This window comes from Nocardioides panzhihuensis, assembly GCF_013408335.1.
Taxonomy (GTDB): Bacteria; Actinomycetota; Actinomycetes; order Propionibacteriales; family Nocardioidaceae; genus Nocardioides; species Nocardioides panzhihuensis.
The window spans coordinates 1,003,094-1,024,284 of record NZ_JACBZR010000001.1; the positions used below are offsets into that span (position 1 = coordinate 1,003,094).

Here is a 21,191-nt window from a genome sequence, read left to right on the forward strand (position 1 = left end):
GTTACTCACTAGTGTCTTTGCCGCAGCCTCGGATTTGTTCACCCGTCGTTTACCCCGTGCCCCGGAACCGCCTAACCTTGGGGCCGCGATACCGGGAAGTGTGTCCGTCGTCACGGTGTCTGGCTGTAAACAGGGGTGTCGAGGAGTAGGGAGGCAGCGTGGCCGAGGTCAAGCTCGATCTGTTCCGCCGGTTCGGCGACCTGGCGACCGACGCGCTCGCGTCGCACCGCGAGGAGATCGACGCGCTCAACGTCTTCCCCGTCCCCGACAGCGACACCGGCACCAACCTCTACCTGACCATCGCCGCAGCCCGTGACCGGTTGCGCGAGTTCACCGGCCCCGACTGGCGAGAGGGGCTGCGCGCCTTCTCCCGCGGCGCGCTGTTGGGCGCCCGCGGCAACTCCGGCGTGATCCTGGCCGAGATGATCGGCGCTCTGCTGCGCCGCCTGGTCCAGGCCACCGATGAGGAGCGCACCGCCACGGTCTTCGCCGACGCGCTGCGCAAGGCGGGCAACGCCGCGTACGCAGCGGTGGGGGAGCCCCAGGAAGGCACCATGCTCAGCGTGCTCAGCGCGGCCGCGGACGCCGCCGTGGCGTGCGTCGAGGCCGATGACACCGCCCGCACGCGCGACGTGATGTCGGTCGCCGCGGGTGCGGCCCGCGAAGCCCTGGCCCGTACGCCGGAGCAGCTGCCCATGCTCGCGGCCGCAGGGGTGATCGACGCCGGTGGCCGCGGGATCTGCGTCCTCCTCGACGCCTTCGAGACCGCTCTGACGGGGCGCCGCCCCAGCCCGCAGGCGCCGATGCCCCACACCCCGCACATCCCGATCCCGACGGTCATGGGTGCGGCCGACGGACATGCCCTGGAGCCGGGCGGCCCGTCGTACGAGGTGATGTATCTGCTCGACGCCGAGGACGCGGCGATCGCCGACCTCCGCAAGCGGCTCCAGCCGCTGGGGGACTCGCTCGTCGTCGTCGGTGGCGAGGGCATCTGGAACGTCCACGTCCACGTCGACGACGTCGGGGCCGCGATCGAGGCCGGGATCAACGCCGGGCGACCGCATCGGATCCACGTGACCCACTTCGCCGAGCAGATCGCCGGGCAGCAGCATCGCCACGCCACCCGCAGCGGCCGGGCGGTGATCGCGTTCGCGGCCGGACCGGGCCTCGCCGAGCTCTTCCGGGGTGCTGGGGCGATCGTGATCGAGGGCGGCCCGCGTCGTCGCCCGACGACCTCCGAGCTGCTCGAGGCGATCACCGCCTCGGGTGCCGCCGAGGTGATCGTGCTGCCCAACGACGTGCCGACCCGACAGTCGGGGGAGGCCGCTGCCCGCACCGCCGAGGACGACCTCGACATCAACGTCGCGGTGATCCCGACCCGTAGCCAGGTGCAGGGGCTGGCGGCGATCGCGGTCCACGAGCCGGGGCGGAAGTTCGACAAGGACGTGCTGGAGATGACCGCCACCGCACGACACGCGCGGCACGGCGCGGTCACCATCTCGAACACCCGAGCGATTACCATGGCAGGGCCGTGTATGCCGGGCGACGCGCTCGGGGTGCTCGACGGAGACTTCGTCAAGGTCGGCCAAGACCTGGAGACATGCGCGACCTACGTCCTCGCCCGGCTCATCGGTGGCGGTGGCGAGCTGGTCACGCTGGTCTCCGGGCTCGAGGACCCCAAGGGCGAGCTCGCCGAGGCTGTCGCGGCGTGGCTGGCTGCCAACCATCCGGCCGTTGATGTGATGGTGTACGACGGAGGCCAGGAGCGCTATCCCCTCCTGATGTCGGTCGAGTAGAGATCGCGAGATCTAGGAGGAGCAGACGGTGGCGATCACCCTCGAGTCCCCGATCGAGGCGGTGCTGGGAAACAGCAAGCACGGCGCGAAGTTCACCAACGGCCTCGGGCTGCGCACCGTGGGAGACCTGCTCCACCACTTCCCGCGCCGCTACCTGCGCACCGCCGATCTCGGTCAGACGCCGCAGCTGCACGAGGGCGAGATGCTCACGGTGCTGGGCGAGGTGGTCAGGAGCGTGGTGCGCCAGCACACCGACCGCCGCACCGGCCGCCCCGCCTTTCGGGTCGAGACCCAGCTCAAGGCCGGCACCGCCGACCTGCAGCTCACCTTCTTCTCCAAGTCCCAGCGGATCGCCGAGTGGCGCCGCGGAGTGCTCGCACCAGGCACTCGCGGGGTCTTCGTCGGCAAGGCCGGCTCTTTCCGCGGCGACTGGCAGCTGGCCAACCCGCAGATGGTCGTCTTCGGTGACCCCACCGACTCCGAGAACGCCGCCGATGCGGCCGACAACCAGATGGCCGTCGAGGAGCTGACCGAGCTCTTCCCGATCTACCCGCTCACCGCCGGCCTCCAGCACTGGGACGTGATGCGCGCGGTGCGGTTCGCCCGGCAGGTCGTCGAGGACATCACCGATGTGCTCCCCGAGCAGCTCCGGGAGACGTACGCCGTGCCGGGACTGCGCGAGGCCATGGACCTGATCCACGCGCCCCACGAGCTCAAGGACGTCCAGCGCGCTCAGCACCGGTTCCGGTTCGAGGAGGCGCTCGGGCTGCAGCTGGTGCTGGGGCGTCGGCGACGAGCGCTCCAGGCGCTGGGCACCACCGCCCGGACCGGTGGTGTCCACCACCTGCTCGAGGCCTTCGACGAGCGGCTGCCGTTCACCCTCACCAAGGGACAGGAGGAGATCGGGACGGAGGTGGAGAAGGCGCTGGCTCAGCCCCATCCGATGAACCGCCTCCTCCAGGGTGAGGTCGGCTCCGGTAAGACGCTGGTCGCGCTGCGGGCGATGCTCCGGGTCGTCGACTCCGGGGGCCAGACGGCGCTGCTGGCGCCGACCGAGGTGCTCGCTCAGCAGCACTACCGCTCGATCACCACGATGCTCGGCGATCTGGCCGCCAGCGGCCTTGCCGGAGGGCTCTTCGCCGGTGACCAGGAGCAGACCCATGTCGAGCTGCTCACCGGCTCGATGACCAAGACGCAGCGCAAGGGGCCGTTGAGCCGGATCGCCACCGGCGAGGCCGGCATCGTCGTCGGCACCCATGCCCTGCTGCAGGATCAGGTGATGTTCGACGACCTCGGCTTGGTCGTCGTCGACGAGCAGCACCGCTTCGGCGTCGAGCAGCGCGCCGCCCTGACCGACAAGGCCGGCACCCCACCGCATCTGCTGGTGATGACCGCGACGCCGATCCCGCGCACGGTCGCGATGACGGTCTTCGGCGATCTCGAGGTCTCGACGCTGACCGAGCTCCCGGCCGGACGTGCCGAGATCCAGACCAACCTGGTCTCCCTCGTGGAGCATCCCGCATGGATCGCCCGGGTGTGGGAGCGAGTCAGGGAAGAGGTGGAGAAGGGCTACCAGGTCTACGTCGTCGCCCCGCGGATCAGCGGTGACGAGTCCGAGCAGGGCGAGAGCGACCAGCGTGACTTCGACGTGGACGGCAACGAGGTCGCCGCAACGCCCGGGCGGCTCTCCGCCGTGGACGAGGTCACCGAGGAGCTGACGAGCGGTCCGCTGCAGGGGCTGAGCGTGGCCAAGCTCCACGGCAGGCTCTCGGCCGATGAGAAGGAGCGCACCATGAGCGCCTTCGCCGCCGGTGACATCGATGTGCTCGTCGCGACCACCGTGATCGAGGTCGGTGTGGACGTACCCAACGCCACCACCATGGTCATCCTCGACGCCGATCGTTTCGGCGTCTCCCAGCTCCACCAGCTGCGCGGCCGTGTCGGTCGTGGCGGCCTGCACGGGCTGTGCCTGCTGGTCTCCCACGCGGAGGCCGGCACCCCGGCCCGGACCCGCCTGGACGCGGTCGCCGAGACCACCGACGGGTTCGCGCTCTCCCGGGTCGACCTCGACCAGCGCCGCGAGGGGGACGTGCTCGGTGCCTCCCAGTCTGGCCGGCGATCGAGCCTGGAGAGCCTGCGTGTGCTCCGCGACGAGGAGACGATCCTGCGGGCCCGCGAGGCGGCCGAGTCGCTGCTCGAGGCGGACCAGGAGCTCACCACCGCGCCGCTCCTGGCCGAGCGGGTCCACGAGATCGAGGAGTCCGCCTCCGCCGACTACCTGGAGAAGTCCTAAGGTATCCCAATGACCCGGATCATCGGAGGCGTCGCGGGAGGGCGACGTCTACTCTCCCCCAAAGGGGTGCGGACCCGTCCCACCACCGACCGGGTCCGCGAGGCGCTCTTCTCGGCGATCGAGTCCAACTACGGCTCCCTGGCCGGGCTGCGCTTCCTCGACCTCTACGCCGGCACCGGCGCTGTCGGGCTGGAGGCGTGGTCGCGCGGCGCCGGGGTCGTGACCCTGGTCGAGTCGGACCGGCGTACGGCCGGGGTGATCCGTTCCAACGCGAAGGACCTTGGTTTCCCGCGGGCCAACGTGGTCGCGGCCACGGTGGCGAGCACCCTGGTGACACCGCCGTTGGCTCCCTACGACATGGTCTTCCTCGATCCGCCCTACCCGCTCTCGGACGACGCCGTCGCCGAGGACGTCGCGCTGCTGGTCAAGCACGGCTGGCTGGTGCCGGGGGCACTGGTCGTCGTCGAGCGGTCCGCGCGCAGCCCCGAGCCGGTCTGGCCCGACGGGTTCACCGACCAGAAGCCCAAGAAGTACGGCGAGACCACGCTCTGGTACGGCACTGCGCCGGAATGAGTCTCGACGATCTCGACCACCGAGGCCGGACCGATCTAAGGAGAGAAGCAGAATGACGCGTCGCGCGGTGTGCCCTGGGTCGTTCGATCCGCCCACCTTCGGCCACCTCGACATCTTCACCCGCGCCTCGGCGATGTTCGACGAGGTCGTCGTCGCCGTCGGGGTCAACCCGTCGAAGTCGAAGCGCCTGTTCACGCCTGAGGAGCGGATGGAGATGATCACCGAGATCGTCGCTCCGCTGGGCAACGTACGGGTCCAGGACTTCACCGGTCTGGTCACCGACTTCTGCGTCGAGATCGAGGCCCAGGCGATCGTGAAGGGGCTACGCGGCGCTCCCGACCTGGAGTACGAGGCGCCGATGGCGCAGATGAACGCCCACATGACCGGTGTCGAGACCGTATTCCTGCTCAACGACCCACGCTGGGCGGCGGTCTCCTCCTCGTTGATCAAGGAGATGGCCCATTTCGGTGGGGATGTGTCGGCTTTCCTGCCGCCGGATGTTCTCGCACGACTCACCAAGCGTTTGGCAGAACGTTCCGCGTAACAGGCATCGTTCGCCGGTATCGTTCACTGGACAGTTCTTCCCAGGGCTGCCCGCCGTTCTTTCTCTGGAGATCAATGTCCACCTCAGGCCGTTCCCCGCTTTCCTTGGCAAAGCAGTCCTACGCCGCCTCTCTCAAGGCGGTCGGTCGCGGACTGACGAAGACGGGGCTAGCGAAGGAGACCGCCCCGCCGGTCGAGCAGCGCTGGCGTCACTGGACCCACTCGCTGACCAAGGTCTACGACTCCCTGGCGATGGCGAAGCTGGACGTGCCGTGGTGGACCTACGACGCGATCACCGCCGTCGACGCCTGGCTGAGCGAGCGTGAGCGCCCGATCCGGATCTATGAGTACGGCTCCGGCGCCTCCACCATCTGGCTCTCCCGTCGCGCCGACGAGATCCACTCCGTCGAGCACCACAAGGGCTTCGGCGAGATGATGCAGGCCGAGCTCGCCGGCGAGGAGAAGATCTCGCTGCGGGTCATCGAGCCGGTCGCCAGCGACAACCCCGTGATCGCCTCGCAGAAGGAGGGCCATGCGGGGCTCGACTTCGAGACGTACGTCAACTCCATCGACGACGTCGACGGCGAGTTCGACCTCGTGGTGATCGACGGGCGCGCCCGCGAGGCGTGCCTGGAGAAGGCCAAGGACCGGCTCGCTCCCGGCGGGATCATCGTCTTCGACAACAGCCGTCGGCGCCGCTACGTCGAGGCGATCGCGGCCTCGGGCCTGAAGGAGACCATCCACGCCGGTCTCACCCCGACGCTCCCTTATCCTGAGCGCACGTCCGTCCTCGCCAAAGGCTGAGGTCTCGACAAGCTCGACCACCGGTGGCTGAGCTCGACCACCGGTGGCTGAGACCCAAGTCATCAGGGGCGCCCGGCGTGGATGATCCACGCCGGGCGCCCGCTCTCATAGGGTCGCCGTCATGGCGTCATCTGGGGACCTGAGAGCTGATCACACGGAGCCGATCGGGACCATCAGGTGGGCGACCTTCGTCGGGGTCTGCGTGGTCGCGCTGGTCTGGTCGGCCTACTCGGTCGGCGCCCAGAACGGCTCGTTCCTGACCCAGGACTTCGGCGCCCAGTATCACCTCGCCGAGATCACCGCCCGGGGCGCGATCCCGCTGGTCGATTTCGAGCACGGCTGGAACGCGGGCTCGTTCTGGGTCAACGCAGCCCTCTACGCCATCGCCAGCGGCAGCCCGACGATCTGGTACTTCCTCTGGGGCCGGCTCCTCGGCGCCGGCCTCGGCGCCGTGCTGGCCGCCGCGATCGGGCTGCGGCTGCGGCTGCATCCCGTCGTGATGATCGCCGTCGCACTCGGAGTGCTCCTGCTGGCCACCCCGCTGCACATCAAGTACACGATCTGCCTGCTGTGGGTCTTCGTCCTGCTGCCCACCGGGTGGCTCGAGTCGCGCCCACGCCTGGCCGCTGCCGCGCGGGTGCTGCTCCCCGCGCTGGTCTTCTGGCAGTACGTCGAGCTGGCGGTGCTCCTCACCGGGGCCGCGGGTCTCTTCGAGCTCTTCGCGCGTCGCTCTGTGTCCTGGCGCACCCGGATCGTCAACTGCGTCCAGCTCGCCGGGGGGTTCGTGCTCGGGCTGGTCGTCGAGGCAGTGGCATACAAGGCCTTGTGGGGGCTCTCCTTCGCCGACTTCAACCGGCAGGTGATCCTGGGGCAGACCGAGACGCACGAAAATGCGCAGTACGCCGTCTGGAACTTCTTCGACCTGCCGACCGAGTCCGGGCGGTTCTTCATTCTCGCGCTCTACCCCTTCGCGCTGCTGCTGCCCTTCGTCCCGCTGGTGTGGCAGCGGGTCTCCGACTCCACCCGGTTGGTCGCCCTGGCCGGTCTGGTCCTGGTCATCGTCCCCATTCGGCGGGTAGACAACCCCCACACCACCACCGTCTCCGCCCTGGTCCTCGTCGCCGTCGTCCTGGTCGTGGCCGAGCTCTACGAGCGCCGTACGCCCCCGCCGTCGGTTGAGCCGGATTCGCGAGGAACGAGCGAATCCGTGTCGAAACCAACACGGTCCGTCATCGCGCTACCTCTCGCCGTGCTCGGTGCCGCCTGGACAGCCGCAACCCTCTGGATCGGCTTCGGCCTGCAGAGCATGCTCGGAGCGATTTTCTTGGTGGCGCTGGCCATCGCCGGAGCGACCCTTGGTTCCGCCTTCCTCGGCAGGGCCACCGCAGCGGTCTCCGCCGGCGCTCTGGTCGTGCTGGGCGGCGTACCGGCTCTCGCCGCCGTCGACCACCTGGGCGACATGCGCACTGACGCGAAGTCGTTCGTGGTGAGCGACTCGATCGCCCGCTGGGTCGGGCCGGAGTACGAGCGCTGCAGCGGCGGTACTCGTGAGACGCTCGTGATGCCCAACTATCTGGAGCTCTACGACGCACTCGAGATCACCAACCCCACGCCCTACTACCTGTTCCACTACGACTTCGCGCAGTACGAGGACGTGCTGGTGCCTCAGCTCGAGGACGGCTCGATCCCTGTCGTCATCGAGACCATGCCCCTGCACACTCCGCAGCCGTGGCTCACCGACGCCGTCCGGGCGAACTATGTGCCGTGCTCGGTCGTGCGGATCGAGAAGCAGGGGGTCGCTGTCACTGTCTGGACTCATCAGTCCCGCGGCGGTGTTCAGCAGCGCGATCTCACTGTTCGGGGTGGGGAGATTGGGCCGACGCGCTGAGGTTGGTGTGTTTTTGTGGTTGGGGTTTGCCGCCGACCCTTTCGGGGAGGGTGTTCTCGGCGGCGTCCGGAGTAAAGGACGGACTTCGGCCGCCGGCTGTCGCCGGTCGCCTGCGGCGATCCTTGACACCGGCCGTCGCCGAGAATTTTGGCTGGCTATCGGGTCGGCGGCAGGGGTTTGGTGCGGGGGTTTGGGTTGGGCAGGGGCTTGGGCCGCGTGGGCCCGGTGCTCCTGGTTGGAGGGGTGGGTTTGCTGGTGAAAGAAGGGTTTCTTTCACCAGCGCGCGCCACCGTCCGGGCGAACGAATTTTCGTTCGGGCGCCGGGGTCGTTCTCGGCTGGGACTTGGCTAGTGCGGGCGAACGAATTTTCGTTCGCGCAGAGGAGCATGCCTTCTCGGCAGCTGGTTTTTTGGGGTGTAGCGACATGACGGCGACCTGTCGTGGGTGATTTCCCCGCGGCCACACCCGGGCCGCCGCCCCGATAGCCAGCCAAATCTGTGAGTGTTGATGACGGCTGGCCTGGGGCTGGCTGGCAGGGTCGGGGCCGGTCCTGTCGGGATGTGACTCCCAGCCAAATTGGCCCGCGATCATGTTCGTGGTGTCTTCGAAAAGACGTGTCCGTCTCGATGGGGTCCGGCGCCGACCCTGGCCCACCTCGATGGCTTGATCAGAAGCATGTCCGACCCGGTAGCAGCCGTGGTCGTGGCTCATCACAGTGATGCCTCGTGGTGACTTCACTCCCGGGCCGACGCCGGTGACGACGTCCATCCCGAAGCAGAGGAGTCCATCGCCGATGACCATCGTGGCAGACCTGTTCAGATTCGTCGTGGGAGTCGATACCCACGCGGCCACCCACACCTACACCATCCTGGAGTCCTCCGGTCGAGTGATCGACCAGCAGCAGTTTCCCGCCAGCCCCGCCGGCCTGACCCGAGCAATCGACTGGATCGGGCGCCGCACCGAAGGCGACCTCGACGCCACCCTGGTCGCAGCAGAGGACACCGGCACCTACGGCGCGATCCTGGCCGGCCGTCTGGCCGTATCTGGCTACCGGGTCGTGGAAGCCCCCACCCCGCGTCGTGACCCGGCCGCGGGCAAGAACGACGCCATAGACTCCCTCGCCGCGGCGCGCTCCACGCTGACGACGCCGACCCGCCGACTCCGCGATCGTCGCGGCGGTGGGGACCAGCACGCCGCCAGCGTGCGCTCAGCGCTGCAAGTCCTGCTCACCGCCCGTGAACAGGCCACCGGGGAACGCACCCGCGCAGTCAATGCGCTCACCGCATTGCTGCGGACCAACGACCTCGACATCGACGCCCGCCGTGCCCTGACCAACACCCAGATCAAGACCATCTCCCGGTGGCGACGCCGCGAAGAACCCATCGACCTCGCCACCACCAGGGCCCATGCCGTGCGCCTCGCGCTCCGAATTACCGAGCTCGATTCCCAGATCACCGACAACGCCAACCAGATCAAGACACTCGTCCACGACCAAGCGCCCATCCTGCTCGACCAGCCCGGCATCGGCCCCGTCACCGCGGCAATCATCCTCACCGCCTGGTCCCACCCCGGCCGCGTACGCAGCGAGACCGCCTTCGCCAAGATCGCCGGCACCGCCCCACTCCCCGCCTCTTCCGGCAACACCCAACGCCACCGCCTCAACCGCGGCGGGGACCGCCGTCTCAACCGCGCCCTGCACACCATCGTCCTGACCCGCATGCGCTGCGACCCCACCACCCGCGCCTACACCGAACGACGCCGAGCCGAGGGCAAGACCACCCGAGAGATCCGCCGCATCCTCAAGCGCTACACCACCCGACAGATCTACCGCACCCTCAACACCGCTTGACAAACATAGAAGCGTCTTTTCTCGACATGGTCCGGTGTCCAGGATCGCCGAAGGCGACCGGCGTAGCCGGCGGCCGCAGGGCGTCCTTGACTCCGGGGCATGTCGAGAAGACCCTCGAAGAAGGGTCGGCGGCCCACACCCGCCCGAGGAGACAACAGCAATGACGCCACAGCAACCACGCGAACCCATCGGCCCCGTCCGGTGGGCCACCTTCGCGGTGATCGTCGTCGTACGTGCTGCCTTCACCCTCACCGCGCAGGTCGAGCCGTTGGCTGGGGACATGGGAGCGCAGTACAGGTCGCCTACCCCTTAGGCAGACGTACGCCGCCCAGCAACCGCCCCGAGGCCGGCCAGCACCACATCGGCGAGGAGCAGCAGCACCCGCGAGGCGAGCGCGACGGTGAGCGCCTCGGGGACGCCGATGATCGGCCCCAGCGTGAGCGCGAGCAATGCCTCGCGGACTCCCGCGCCGGCAGGAGCGGGGATGAACGCGATCCCGGCGGCCCAGGCCAGGGCCATCCCGCCGGTGGCGGCCGCGACCTCGATCAGTCCCACCGAGGCGTAGGACTCCATCATCACAGCCAGGTGGAGACCGAAGGCGACCCAGGCGAGCACGGCCCAGCCGATCGCGGTGAAGAGCCCGCGGGCAGTGAGGCGTACGCCGAGGGGCTCTCGCCCGAGCCGGGCGAACACCCAGTCGAGCACCCCGGGGACGACGCGCGGGTGCAGGCAGACGGCGAGGGGGACGAGCAGGAGCAGCAGCCACCAGTAGTGGTTGAGGCCGTCGGGGGAGGACCACGGCAGCAGGAGCGCGCCGACACCGATGCCGCTGGCGACGACGACACCCATGAAGAGGATGTTGGCGCCGAGCATGGTGCGCCGGGCGACCCCCCAACGCAGGCCGAACTGCATCTGAGCGACGACCGGCCACACCGAGCCGGGCAGATACTTACCCAGCTGGGAGACGTAGAAGACCGAGTGGGAGTCGCGCAGCGAGGGCCGGATGCCCATACCGTGCAGGAGGGCCACCCAGATCTGGCCGATCAGCATGGTGCCGACGACGGCCAGGACCCCGGCGATCGCGACTCTGCCGAGGCTCAGCTCCTGCACCGCGGTGGCCAGGTCCTCGCGTTGGCGCCAGACGAGGTAGGCGCCGCCGAGCACGACGAGGAGGGCGAGGGCGATCTTGAGCAGCCGCTTCGCCAGGCTGGGTCTCGTGGGGCTGGGCGTAGCCGACGACCCGGCCTCCGCTGGGGAGACCGGGTCGGAGTCGGTCGTCGTCACAGGCTGGTCGTCCACGTCTCGCCGGACGACTGGGCGGCGGCGCGCTTCTGGGCGTGCGGCAGGTCGAACTGCGCCACCGAGGTCTGGTCACGGAGCATCTCGGTGCCGGACTTGCCGAAGCGGGCCTTCTTGGTGTGCTCCAGGTCGTCCTCGATGAGCACCCGGTTGGTGCGGATCAGGTCGGAGATGACGCCGAGCATCGCGGACATGAAGGCCAGGTTGATCAGTACGCCACCGAGCAGCAGCGACTGGATGTGGTTGCCGTTGTCGCCGCTCAGCCACAGCGCGAGATAGCGGACGAACGGGATCGCCCCGAGGACGAAGAAGAACGCGGTGAGCCAGACGAAGATGGCGTACGGCTTGTACATCATGTAGGAGCGCACGATCGCCGCGCCGGACTTCATGATGTGCTCGGGCATCGACTTGAACAGTCGGGACTCACGCGTCTTGGCGTTGGTCTCGATCGGCACCGAGGTGATCTTCATCCGCTTGTTGCCCGCCTGGATGATCGTCTCCATGCAGTAGGAGAAGCGGGTCACGGTGTTGAGGAGCATCAGCGACTCGCGCGAGTAGGCGCGGAACCCGCTGGCGGCGTCGGGCAGGTCGGTCTCGGCAGCCATGTTGACCACCTTGGAGCCGACCTTCTGCAGCTTCTTCTTCAGCCCCGAGAAGTGTTCGATCCGGTCGACCTGGCGGTCGCCGATGACGATGTCGGCCTGACCGTTGATGATCGGCTGGACGAGATCGGCGATGCGCTCCTGCGGGTACTGGTTGTCGCCGTCGGTGTTGACCACGATGTCGGCGCCCAGTTCCAGCGCGCGGACCACACCGTCGTGGAACGAACGGCCCAGCCCCTGGTTGCGGGAGTGGTGCACGAACTCGCGCACGCCGTGCTCCTTGGCGACCTCGACCGTCCGGTCGCTGCACCCGTCGTCGATGATCAGGATCACGATCTCGTCGATCCCGGGGATCTCCTTCGGGATCGACTCCAGGACGGACGGTAGCGTCTCCTCCTCGTTGAGGCAGGGGACTTGAACGACAAGCTTCACAGGGACCTCAAGGGCAGCTAGTGGGACCGAACGGAATTCGGGGTACGTGAGGGGCTTCCGATCGGCCACATTACCGCGTGGATTCTGAGGCTCCACGCCCCCTCGCTGGTGTCACCCGGCGTATGTGCTAGGGCCACCTGGCGTTCAACACCGGTCCACGCCTTCGGCGGGACGGTCGACCGAGACGTACGACATGCTCAGCTCGCCTTGTCGGCGCGGATGGCGTCGGAGATCTCCCGGGCGCGGCGATAGTCGGCCTTGCCGGTCACGTGCCGCGAAACCTTCTCGACGACGTGCACGGTGCGCGGGACCTTGTATCCCGAGAGCCGGGTGCGCAGGTGCGTGCGGACGTCCTCGACATCGAGATCGAGACCCCCACGCGGCTCGATGAGTGCTGCGACCTGCTGGCCGTAGGTCGGGAAGAGCGAAGACGAGGGCGTCGAAGACTCCCGGGTGCGACTTGAGAGCGACCTCGACCTCCTCGGGATAGACCTTCTCGCCGCCGGTGTTGATGCATCCCGATCCGCGACCGAGCAGAGTCAGCCGATGGCCCTCCTCGATCTGGACGTAGTCGCCGGGCACGGCGTAGCGGGTGCCGTCGATCTCGATGAAGGTGCGCGCGGTCTTCTCCGGATCGCCCAGATAGCCGATCGGGATGGTGCCCGAGCGTGCCATCAGGCCGATCGCGCCGACCTCGCTGGGATCGATGATCCGATGCTGCTCGTCGATCACGACGGTTCCGGGCCCGAGGTGCACCAGGGAGCCTTTGTCCGCGAGCGTCGCCTGCTCGATCCGCCCGTTGCCGGTCATCCCGGTCTCGGAGGAGCCGAGCACGTCGAGCACCACGGCGTCCGGGAAGGCCTTGATCCAGCGCTCCTTGACCTCGGCGGAGAAGAGCGCGGCCGCGCTGGTCACGGTCAACAGCGTGCTGGCGTCGTAGGAGCCACGCTCGAACTCCTCGATCAGCGGTCGCGCCATCGCGTCCCCGACCAGCGAGATCGTGTTGATCCGCTCGGCCTCCAAGGTCCGCCAGATCGTCGGCGGGTCGAACTTGGGAAGAAGTACGCTGGTGTGGCCGGTGATGAACCGCATCAGCATCGCCCACTGCCCGCTGGAGTGCATGAGAGGCCCGAGCTGGAGAGAGACCAGCGGCGAGGGATCCCCGGCCGCGGCCCGCGACGGCGCGAACTCATCGATCGGCTTCCGGGTCGCGAAGTCGGTGCCGCCACCGAGGGCCCGCCAAGCATCCTCGTGGCGCCACATCACGCCCTTCGGGTAGCCCGTCGTCCCGCCGGTGTAGATGATGAAGACGTCATCGGCGCTGCGCTCGCCGAAGCCTCTCGTCGTGGGCTCGCCGTCGAGAGCCGTCTGCCAGTCGACGGACTGGTACGCCGTGCTCTCGCCGCTGCCGTCGGCGATCGACACCACGTGCCGAAGACGCTCGTGCTTCGGCACGACTCCGGCCAGCACCGGTGCGTAGCCGGCCTCGTGGACGAGGCCGACCATCCCGGAGTTCTCGAAGAGATGGTCGAGCTCGGCCTCGAGGTAGCGGTAGTTGATGTTGATCGGCACCACGCGCGCCTTGAAGCATCCGAGCATCGCGACCACGTGCTCGGCCACGTTGCGGGCCATCAGCCCGACGTGCTCGCCGGGCTCGATCCCCGCCCCGAGGAGGTGGTGCGCGAAGCGGTTGGCCTCCGCGTCCAGCTCGGCGTACGTGTAGCGCACCTCGCCGGCGATCAGCGCTGGACGGTCCGGAACGACATCGACAACGTGCTCGACCAGGTCGGCGATCTGAACAGCCATGAGTGAAACCTTGGAACGCGAGCGTGCAGGTGTCACGCGCTCGGTGTCGCTAGATGGAACGTGTTCTAGGAACTCGTGTCGTTCGGCGTCGCGACGTCCTCCCGGCCTCGCCGCCACCTCCGGAGCACGGCCGGTACGAGGAGGAGAGCGAGAACGAGGACGCCGCCGGAGGAGATCGCCGCGCCGGCCCGAAGACCGGGCGCGTCATAGCGGAGCGTGACGGTGTGGGTGCCGTCAGGGATCGGCACCGCCGCGAAGGCGTGGTTGCCGGCGACCAGGTCCACGGCGCGGCCGTCGACCGTCGCCGACCACCCCGGGCGGGCGATCGAGTCGGCGATTACCAGGTAGCCGTCTCCGTCCGCGGTGACCTGCGCCCGGATCGTCTCGGGCTCGTCGCGGAGCACCTCGACCTCTGCGGTCGAGCCCGACGCCGCCGGCGTCGAGTCGTCCTCGAGCAGCACCGTGCCAGGAGGGACCCCTTCGCTCAGTCGCCGCACCCGGGTCGGACCGTCGGCGACGACCTCGCTGGTGCCGGCCCAGCGGATCCGGGGCAGAGCGCTCGCGCGCTCGTAGACGACCGCGCCGGCCGAGGTGTGCACCACCCGGAGGCCGTCGTTCCTCTCGGGCCTGACCGCGGCGCAGATCGCGGACCCGTCGGAGCGGCCGGCCAGGTGGACGGGCTTGCGCTTCCCCGAGAACGTGATGGTGACGGCCACCGGGCCGGTGGTGAAGCGGTGGTCGGGCACTGCGACGCGGAGCTTCTCGCCACGCTTGAGCGGCTTGGTCACGGCGCGCTCGGAGGTGACCGCGTCGGCACCGGTGCCGACGTTCACCCGGACGATCGTGGGCGTCTCCTGGCGCGGCCTGAGGCCGTCGGGCACGGTGACCTCGACCCCGCGCAGGTTGCCCCGCGGGACCTGGCAGGTCGTCTCCTGGTCGGGCATCACGGCCAGCGCCTGCCGCTGCGCCGCCGGCACTCGCACCCGCTCGGCGGCCCCGATGACCTCCATCGGCTGGGTCGCCCAGTAGCGGACCGAGAGCTGGTCGAGCACCGGCTGACGTCCCGGCGTGGGCACGTTCGCGGGGAAGTCGCTGTAGGTCCGGGACAGCTGGGCATCCGGGCTGACCGCGGCGATCAGCGCCTTCCACTCCGGCGACGTGAACTCGTGACCCGTCGGCGTACGCAGCCGGTAGTGGTCGGCGACGGCCGAGTGCTCCCAGCTGGAGGCGCCGTAGCGGTCCTGGCCCAGGTTCTCCTTCAAGAACGCGTGGGCCGGGGTGACCGGGTAGAAGTCGTCGCGGTCGGTCAGCGGCAGCACCTCGCGCGCGAACATGGTGCTCTGCGCGAGCACGGCGATCACGAGCAGCAGGGGGCCCAGCAGGCGTAGGCGACCCCGCAGCAGGAGCGTCGCCGCCACCGCGAGGACCGAGACGATCAGCAGCAGCGCCGGACCCCGCAGATTCGCGGCCAGGTCCGGGATCGGCCGTTGGTAGCTGTCGATGTAGGTGTAGGCCGCGTACAAGAAGTACGCAGCCGCCCCGGCGGCCACCAGCAGCACGACCAGCGCCACCACCAGGCGCGGACGCCGGGGCCCGCCCTCGCCGCGAGACGAGCGGGGCTCCTCGGCCCGCTGGACCAGACGCTCGAGCCCGATGCCGGCCAGGACCGCGCACAGGAACCCGAAGATCGAGTTAGCCCGCCCGAAGCTGTTCGAGCTGTAACCGGGCAGCTTCTGGAGCAGCTCGAGTGGCAGTCCACCGATCCACAGGAGCCAGACGACCGCGGCCAGGGCGAGCGCGAGGAGTGCCGGCGTCGACGGCCGGCGACCGCCGGGCAGCCTGATGACCACGGCGCACAGGACCAGCACCAGCGCCGCCACGCCGACGAACGCGATCGACTCGATCGGGTTGTCCTCGCCCAGCCAGAGCCCGTCGACACAGGTGCCGTAGACGTCGGGGGCGACGGTGGTGAGCGCGAGACTGGCGGGCTTGACCTGGTTGGGGACCCGCTCGTCGATCCCCAGAGCGCTCATGTTGAGGGCGAACGGAAGCACCTGGACCGCGGAGAGCGCGACCCCGAGCCCGACCCCGCCGGCGGCGATGCCGCCCGCGACCAGGGTGCGGCGAGCGTCTCGGAGCAGGAGCGCCCGGACGACCACGTAGACCCCGCCCAGCGTCAGCGCGAACATCGTCACCGCCGGGAACCCACCGAGCAGCATCGAGGCGACGACCGAGCCGACGGCGGCGAGGTCGCGCGCGCCGCGCTCGCGCACAGCCCGGTCCAGAGCCCAGAACAGCAGCGGGATCAGGCAGGCGACCTTGGTGTGCGGCCAGTTGGTCCACATCATCATGAAGCCGGAGGTGAAGAAGACCAGGCCGGCGACCAGCGCGATGCTGCGGCGAACGCCGAGGCGTCCGAGGAAGAGCACCATCCCGGCCAGCACCAGGACCAGCTCGGTCAGCTTCACCCAAGCCGGCGCCAGCCACATCGGCATCACCCAGTAGGACCACGAGACGGGGCTCAGCACCGCGTGGTTCGGCAGCGAGGCCAGCGGCGCACCGCCCACCTCGTAGGGCGCCCACGTCTGCCAGTTGCCGTGGCGTACGCCCTCGACGATGTTCTCGACGCCCGGCAGGTAGTAGTCCCAGGTGTCGCCGCGGCACCACAGCGTTCCTTGCGGGATCGGCCCCTCGGCGGCGTACGGCATCATCGCGTGCAGCCAGCCGGTGTCCAGCAGCATCCCCCGCCCGACGAGCGCGGGACCGAAGGTCACCGCGACGAAGAGGACGAGGAGCGCCAGCACGACGCCGGAGCGCCACCGATCGGAGATCACAGCCGGAAATCTATGAGCAGTCGGCACCGAGCGCGGGGAGCGCGCGCGGCAGGTCGGGCATGTGGATGCTCAGTCGAGCCTGGTCGCGACCGCGACGAGGCCGGTGCCGGTCTCGGGCCGCAGTCGCTGCAGCGCCATGAACGGGCTGGTCGCCAGGGCGATGACGGCGCCCTTGAGGCGTCCGCTGGGCTGGAACGTACGGCCGGTCGCCCGGGTGAGCTCCTCGGGTGTGAGATCTCCCACCTTCGCCAGCTTCCTGGCGTCGATCCGGTTGCGGACCGCCTCCAGTGCGTAGCCGAGGGGCCAGCCGTAGACGGTGATGTCGACCTCGCCGAGGCCCGCCTCCTCGAGCCGGGTGGTGAGCTCCTCGGGGCTGTAGCGGCGGAAGTGGCCGGCATGCCGGTCCATGGGCCCGAACCGCTCCTGAAACGCCGGCACGGAGAGCACGAGGTGACCGCCGGGGCGGATGTGGGTGACCCACTCGGCCAACGCCTCCTTGTCGTCCTCGATGTGCTCGAGCACCTCGAAGGCACAGACGAGGTCGTACGTCGCCCCCGGCTCCAGCTCGGAGGACATCGCGTTGAGCACGGTGCCGCCGAGCGCGGTGATGCGCTCGTACGCCACCGTGAACGAGTCCGCGTCGGGCTCGACCCCGAGGTAGTCGGCGCGCGTGGCCAGCCGGGCACCGAAGGCGCCCTGGCCGCAGCCGATCTCCAGCGCCGTCGTCGGTGCGAGCCGGTCGATGATGCGGCTGACGACGTCGTAGCGCAGCCAGGCGCGGGGTGCGAGCGGGGGCAGCGGGCGGTCGGTGGCGGTGAGCGTCATCTGGTTCCTGGGTCGGCTTCGCTTCAGCTGTACCTGTTGCTTCGGGCTTCGCTTCAGCTGTACTTACTGCTTCGGGCTTCGCTTCAGCGAAGACATTCGAGGATGGGGGCGGCGACGGCCTGAGGTGTGTAGTGCTCGCGCGCCTGCTCGTAGGCCGCCTCCCGCAGGCGCTGGGCTTCTTCGGGGTCGTCGGCGAGCTTGGTGAGGGCGGCGGCGAGGTCTTCCGGGCTTCCGGGGGTGACCAGCATGGCCGCGCTCTCCAGCATCCGCCGTTGGGGCGCGGTGTCGGAGGTGACGACGACCGCGCCGGCGGCCGCGCCCTGGAACGCCTTGTTGGGCACCACGCGTCGTGCCTGCGGGACGGTGCCGAAGATGCCGAGGCTCACGTCGAACCCGGCGACGAACTCGGGCAGGTCCTCGGCGTCGACCCAGTCGACCCAGGAGACCCGCGGGTTGTGGGCCGCGAGGCGCCGGGCCTCGTCGTACTGCTGGCCCTGGCCCACCATCGTCACCTCGATCCGCTCGTCGTCGGCGAGCATGTCGAGGGCCTCGGCTATCACGGCAGGGCCGTGGGTGGGGGAGAAGAGGCCGACGAAGACCGTCTTCAGCGGCGCCTCGGTCGGCCGCTCGAGCGACTTGGCCCCCGCGTCGAACCACTCCTTGGTGGCACCCACCGGACAGACCACCGAGCGGAGGCGTACGTCCTCGGGCAGCGCCTGCTGCTGCTCGGCCGTGTCCACGATGACCACGTCGGCCCGTGCCAGCGCCATCGCGTCGATCGCCTTCATCAGCCGCAGCTTCAGCCCGCCCGAGCCGGCCAGGCGCCGGTTGGTGGCGACCCCGGCCGCGGAGACCATGTGGTCCAGCAGGATGGTCGAACGAGGATGGAGGAGGCGCGCCAGGTGCACGTCGAAGTGGCCCAGATAGCCGACCAGGACGGCATCGGGACGCCGGCGCCGTCGCAGCGACTCGACGGTCAGCCCGCTCCAGCGGCTCAGCAGGCGCAGCACGAGCAGCGGCAGCCGCCACGGCTGGCGCAGGATCGCCACCCTCGCCGCGGTGTCCAGGCCCAGCGGCCGGTTCACCTCGGTGACCTCGGCGCCGCAGGCGCGCAGGCCCTCGATGAGTACCGCGACCCGCGGATGGGAGGTCACGTCGTAGGTGCCGAAGGCGACGATGTGCATCACCTCAACGTTAGGCTCGTCGTCAAGGGGAGATCGAGCAGCACACCCCGCATCTGAGATGTCGGCACCCGAAAAAGTGCTGCCGGGAAGGATCTGTGGGCCGAGGCTGGACGAAGGTGGTTCCCCTCAAGGCGGTGGTCGTCGCGATCGTCGTCGTGGTGGCTGCGTACGCGGTCCACCGCAACTGGGACGCGCTCGTGCGCGGCTTCGAGGAGCTGCCGCTGTGGGTGCTCGCGGTCGCCTTCGGACTGACCGTGCTCGCCCAGGTCGTCGCGCTGCTGATGTGGCGGGTGGTGCTGGCCGATCTCGGCTCGCCGCTGCGGCTGGTGCCCGCGGCCAGGATCTTCTACGTCAGCCAGCTGGGAAAGTACCTGCCTGGCTCGTTGTGGACGCTCCTGGGTCAGATGGAGCTCGCCCGCGCCGAGCGGGTGCCGCGGCGTACGTCCTTGACCCAGGGTGTCCTCGTGCTGGCGATCGCCGTCGGCGCCGGGGTGATGGTGTCGGTGCTCCTGATGCCGTTCCTCGGGCGGGAGACGCTCGCACGCTACTGGTGGGCGGTCCTGCTCCTGCCGTTGATCCTGGTGATGCTCCATCCGCCGGTCTTCGGCAAGGTGGTCGACACGGGGCTTCGGCTGCTGGGGCGCGAGCCGCTCGAGGTACTCCCGACCTGGCGGGGGCTCGGCAAGGCGCTGGCGCTGCAGGGCCTGGTCTGGATTCTGCTCGGTCTCCAGGTCTGGGTGGTCGTGGTCGGCCTGGGCGGTGACCCGCTGCCCTCGTTGCTGGCCAGCGTCGGCGGCTACGCGCTCGGGTTCAGCCTGGGCATGGCCGCGATCGGGCTCCCTGCCGGCGCCGGGCTGCGCGAGGCCGTCCTGGTCGTCGCCCTCTCCGGTGTCCTCGCGCCGGGGCTCGCGCTGCTGGTCGCCCTGCTCGCTCGCGGCATCGCCGTCCTGGCCGATGTGCTCGTCGCCCTGGTCGCCGCCTTCCTGACCCGCCGCGGCGGCGAGGTCGCGACCCCCGCCCCATCGTCAGCTCCGTGACCAGCCAACGAACCACTCGGGAGATCTCTGTGCCCACCGCACGGCCCACCGCACCACAGCTCTGGACCGCCGGCCTGATCGCCAACCTCGTCACCTGTGCCGGCGTGTGCGCCGGTTACGCGCTCTCCTCGCCGCTCTACGGCTCCAAGGACGAGGTGGCCCATGCCGACCACGCCTACCAGCTCTGGCACGGCACCCTGATCAGCGTCGGCGACCCGATGCGGATGCCGCAGGTCTGGGGCTACACGCTGCCCTTCGACTGGACCGGCCAGCATCCACCGCTCTTCTACCTGCTGCTGGCGCCCGTGGTCGGACCGCTCACCGACGCCGGCCACCTGCTCGCCGCCGGGATGGCCGCACGCGGCATCTCCGCCGTGATCACGTGCCTCGTCGTGGCCGCGGTGATGTGGACGACGCGGCAGATTGTCCCGGGCCGTCCCGAGGTGTCGATCGCGGCCGGCCTGGTCACCGCGTTGAGCCCGGCACTGACCAGGCTCGGCGGCATCGTCTTCAACGACAACCTGTTCGTGCTGTGGGCCACCCTTCTTGTCGGTCAGACCGTCTGGCTGCTCCGCCACGGGCCGCGGACCCGCGGGCTGGTGCTCTTCGGCCTGTACGCCGCAGCCGCACTCGGCACCCGACTCCCCGGGGTCGTCTTCATCGGTCTGTGCGCGACGACCCTCGGCCTGGTCTGGATCTTCACCGGCCCCCGCCGCGACTGGGCGGGCGTCCTGCGCCTGGGCGTGGCGGTGGTGCTAGCCGTCGCCGTCAACGCGTGGTTCTTCCTCCGCAACTTCCGGGACACCGGCAACTGGTCCGGGATGCAGACCGACCTCGTCGGCAAGCCCGGTGGCCCGCTGCACGCGCGGGAGGTCCGCCCGGTGCTCGACGTCGCCACCGACCCGGACATCTGGCGTCAGCTCCTGATCCCGCCGGCGCTCCAGCAGCACGTGACCATCGGTGCCGTGCTCACGGTCGTCCCGCTGGTGCTCGGCCTGATCGTCGGGTTCCGGGTGCTGTCCCGGTCGCGCCGCGACCTGGTCCGCGTGGCGACAGCGCTGCTGCTGCTCGCCCTCACGGCCGTCATCGTCGGGATCCAGCTCCGCTATGCGGCCGGCGGCGGGGGAGCGTACTGGCGCTACCTCGTCCCGCTCACCATCGTGACCAGTCTGCTCACCGCGATCGGGCTCACGGCCAGACCGCGCCTTGCGGGACCGGCGGTCGCGGTCTGGGCCGCAGCGGCGTACGCGGTCTTCGCCGCCCACGTCGCCCCGCCGAACCCCGCCGGCGGCGATCTCGCCACCGCCCCGGTCTTCCAGTCGGCGGCTTGGGTCGCGACGGGGATCGCGGGGGTCGCGGCCGCGGTCGGCGTGGCGACCGTCCTTTTGGTCGCCGTCGCCCGGTCCCGTTAAGATCTGATGGATCT

16 protein-coding genes are annotated in these 21,191 nt (G+C 69.6%); 10 read left to right on the plus strand and 6 right to left on the minus strand.

From position 1 onward, the window contains the following. Positions 1-158: 158 nt before the first annotated feature. The 8 genes from BJ988_RS04690 to BJ988_RS04725 all read left to right on the plus strand — a co-directional run bounded on the left by BJ988_RS04690 (position 159) and on the right by BJ988_RS04725 (position 10,059). Complete coding sequence (locus BJ988_RS04690; RefSeq protein WP_179656950.1) at positions 159-1,796, plus strand: DAK2 domain-containing protein; 1,638 nt, start codon at positions 159-161, stop codon at positions 1,794-1,796. A gap of 28 nt (positions 1,797-1,824) precedes the next feature. Then, positions 1,825-4,089: a helicase-related protein gene (locus BJ988_RS04695; RefSeq protein ID WP_179656951.1), complete on the plus strand. Its 2,265-nt coding sequence runs from the start codon at positions 1,825-1,827 to the stop codon at positions 4,087-4,089. Positions 4,090-4,098: 9 nt separating this feature from the next. Then, positions 4,099-4,662, plus strand: coding sequence for a 16S rRNA (guanine(966)-N(2))-methyltransferase RsmD (gene rsmD, locus BJ988_RS04700; RefSeq protein ID WP_179656952.1), 564 nt, complete (start codon positions 4,099-4,101; stop codon positions 4,660-4,662). 52 nt (positions 4,663-4,714) lie between these two features. Beyond that, positions 4,715-5,206, plus strand: a complete 492-nt coding sequence (gene coaD, locus BJ988_RS04705) for a pantetheine-phosphate adenylyltransferase (RefSeq protein ID WP_179656953.1) — start codon at positions 4,715-4,717, stop codon at positions 5,204-5,206. Between the two features lie 104 nt (positions 5,207-5,310). Further along, a complete protein-coding gene (locus tag BJ988_RS04710) occupies positions 5,311-6,009 on the plus strand; it encodes a class I SAM-dependent methyltransferase (protein WP_179656954.1) in 699 nt (232 codons plus the stop codon). 121 nt (positions 6,010-6,130) lie between these two features. Beyond that, positions 6,131-7,897: a hypothetical protein gene (locus BJ988_RS04715; RefSeq protein ID WP_179656955.1), complete on the plus strand. Its 1,767-nt coding sequence runs from the start codon at positions 6,131-6,133 to the stop codon at positions 7,895-7,897. A 793-nt stretch (positions 7,898-8,690) separates the two neighbouring features. Then, positions 8,691-9,746 (plus strand): IS110 family RNA-guided transposase, encoded by a 1,056-nt coding sequence (locus BJ988_RS04720; protein ID WP_179656956.1) that lies wholly within the window; start codon positions 8,691-8,693, stop codon positions 9,744-9,746. A gap of 160 nt (positions 9,747-9,906) precedes the next feature. Beyond that, positions 9,907-10,059 (plus strand): hypothetical protein, encoded by a 153-nt coding sequence (locus BJ988_RS04725; protein ID WP_179656957.1) that lies wholly within the window; start codon positions 9,907-9,909, stop codon positions 10,057-10,059. On the opposite strand, the gene BJ988_RS04730 is transcribed toward BJ988_RS04725, so the two are convergent. The 6 genes from BJ988_RS04730 to BJ988_RS04755 all read right to left on the minus strand — a co-directional run bounded on the left by BJ988_RS04730 (position 10,056) and on the right by BJ988_RS04755 (position 18,728). Next, the gene (locus tag BJ988_RS04730) at positions 10,056-11,030 is read right to left on the minus strand and encodes a lysylphosphatidylglycerol synthase domain-containing protein (RefSeq protein WP_179656958.1); all 975 of its coding nucleotides are present in this window, start codon (positions 11,028-11,030) and stop codon (positions 10,056-10,058) included. The genes BJ988_RS04725 and BJ988_RS04730 overlap by 4 nt on opposite strands. Then, positions 11,027-12,079: a glycosyltransferase gene (locus BJ988_RS04735; RefSeq protein WP_179656959.1), complete on the minus strand. Its 1,053-nt coding sequence runs from the start codon at positions 12,077-12,079 to the stop codon at positions 11,027-11,029. Before BJ988_RS04735 ends, BJ988_RS04730 begins: the two co-directional genes overlap by 4 nt. A 144-nt stretch (positions 12,080-12,223) precedes the next feature. Next, entirely contained in the window at positions 12,224-13,885 is a 1,662-nt protein-coding gene (locus BJ988_RS04740; RefSeq protein WP_425490800.1) for an AMP-binding protein, read from the minus strand. A gap of 65 nt (positions 13,886-13,950) precedes the next feature. After that, positions 13,951-16,719, minus strand: coding sequence for a YfhO family protein (locus tag BJ988_RS04745; RefSeq protein WP_179656960.1), 2,769 nt, complete (start codon positions 16,717-16,719; stop codon positions 13,951-13,953). A 69-nt stretch (positions 16,720-16,788) separates the two neighbouring features. Beyond that, the gene (locus tag BJ988_RS04750) at positions 16,789-17,544 is read right to left on the minus strand and encodes a class I SAM-dependent methyltransferase (RefSeq protein WP_179656961.1); all 756 of its coding nucleotides are present in this window, start codon (positions 17,542-17,544) and stop codon (positions 16,789-16,791) included. 83 nt (positions 17,545-17,627) lie between these two features. Beyond that, the gene (locus BJ988_RS04755; protein ID WP_218860598.1) at positions 17,628-18,728 is read right to left on the minus strand and encodes a glycosyltransferase family protein; all 1,101 of its coding nucleotides are present in this window, start codon (positions 18,726-18,728) and stop codon (positions 17,628-17,630) included. A gap of 116 nt (positions 18,729-18,844) precedes the next feature. On the opposite strand from BJ988_RS04755, the gene BJ988_RS04760 reads away from it, so the two are divergent. Beyond that, positions 18,845-19,765, plus strand: a complete 921-nt coding sequence (locus BJ988_RS04760) for a lysylphosphatidylglycerol synthase domain-containing protein (RefSeq protein ID WP_179656962.1) — start codon at positions 18,845-18,847, stop codon at positions 19,763-19,765. Continuing rightward, entirely contained in the window at positions 19,762-21,177 is a 1,416-nt protein-coding gene (locus tag BJ988_RS04765) for a hypothetical protein (protein ID WP_179656963.1), read from the plus strand. The genes BJ988_RS04760 and BJ988_RS04765 overlap by 4 nt, the downstream gene beginning before the upstream one ends. Positions 21,178-21,191: the final 14 nt, after the last annotated feature.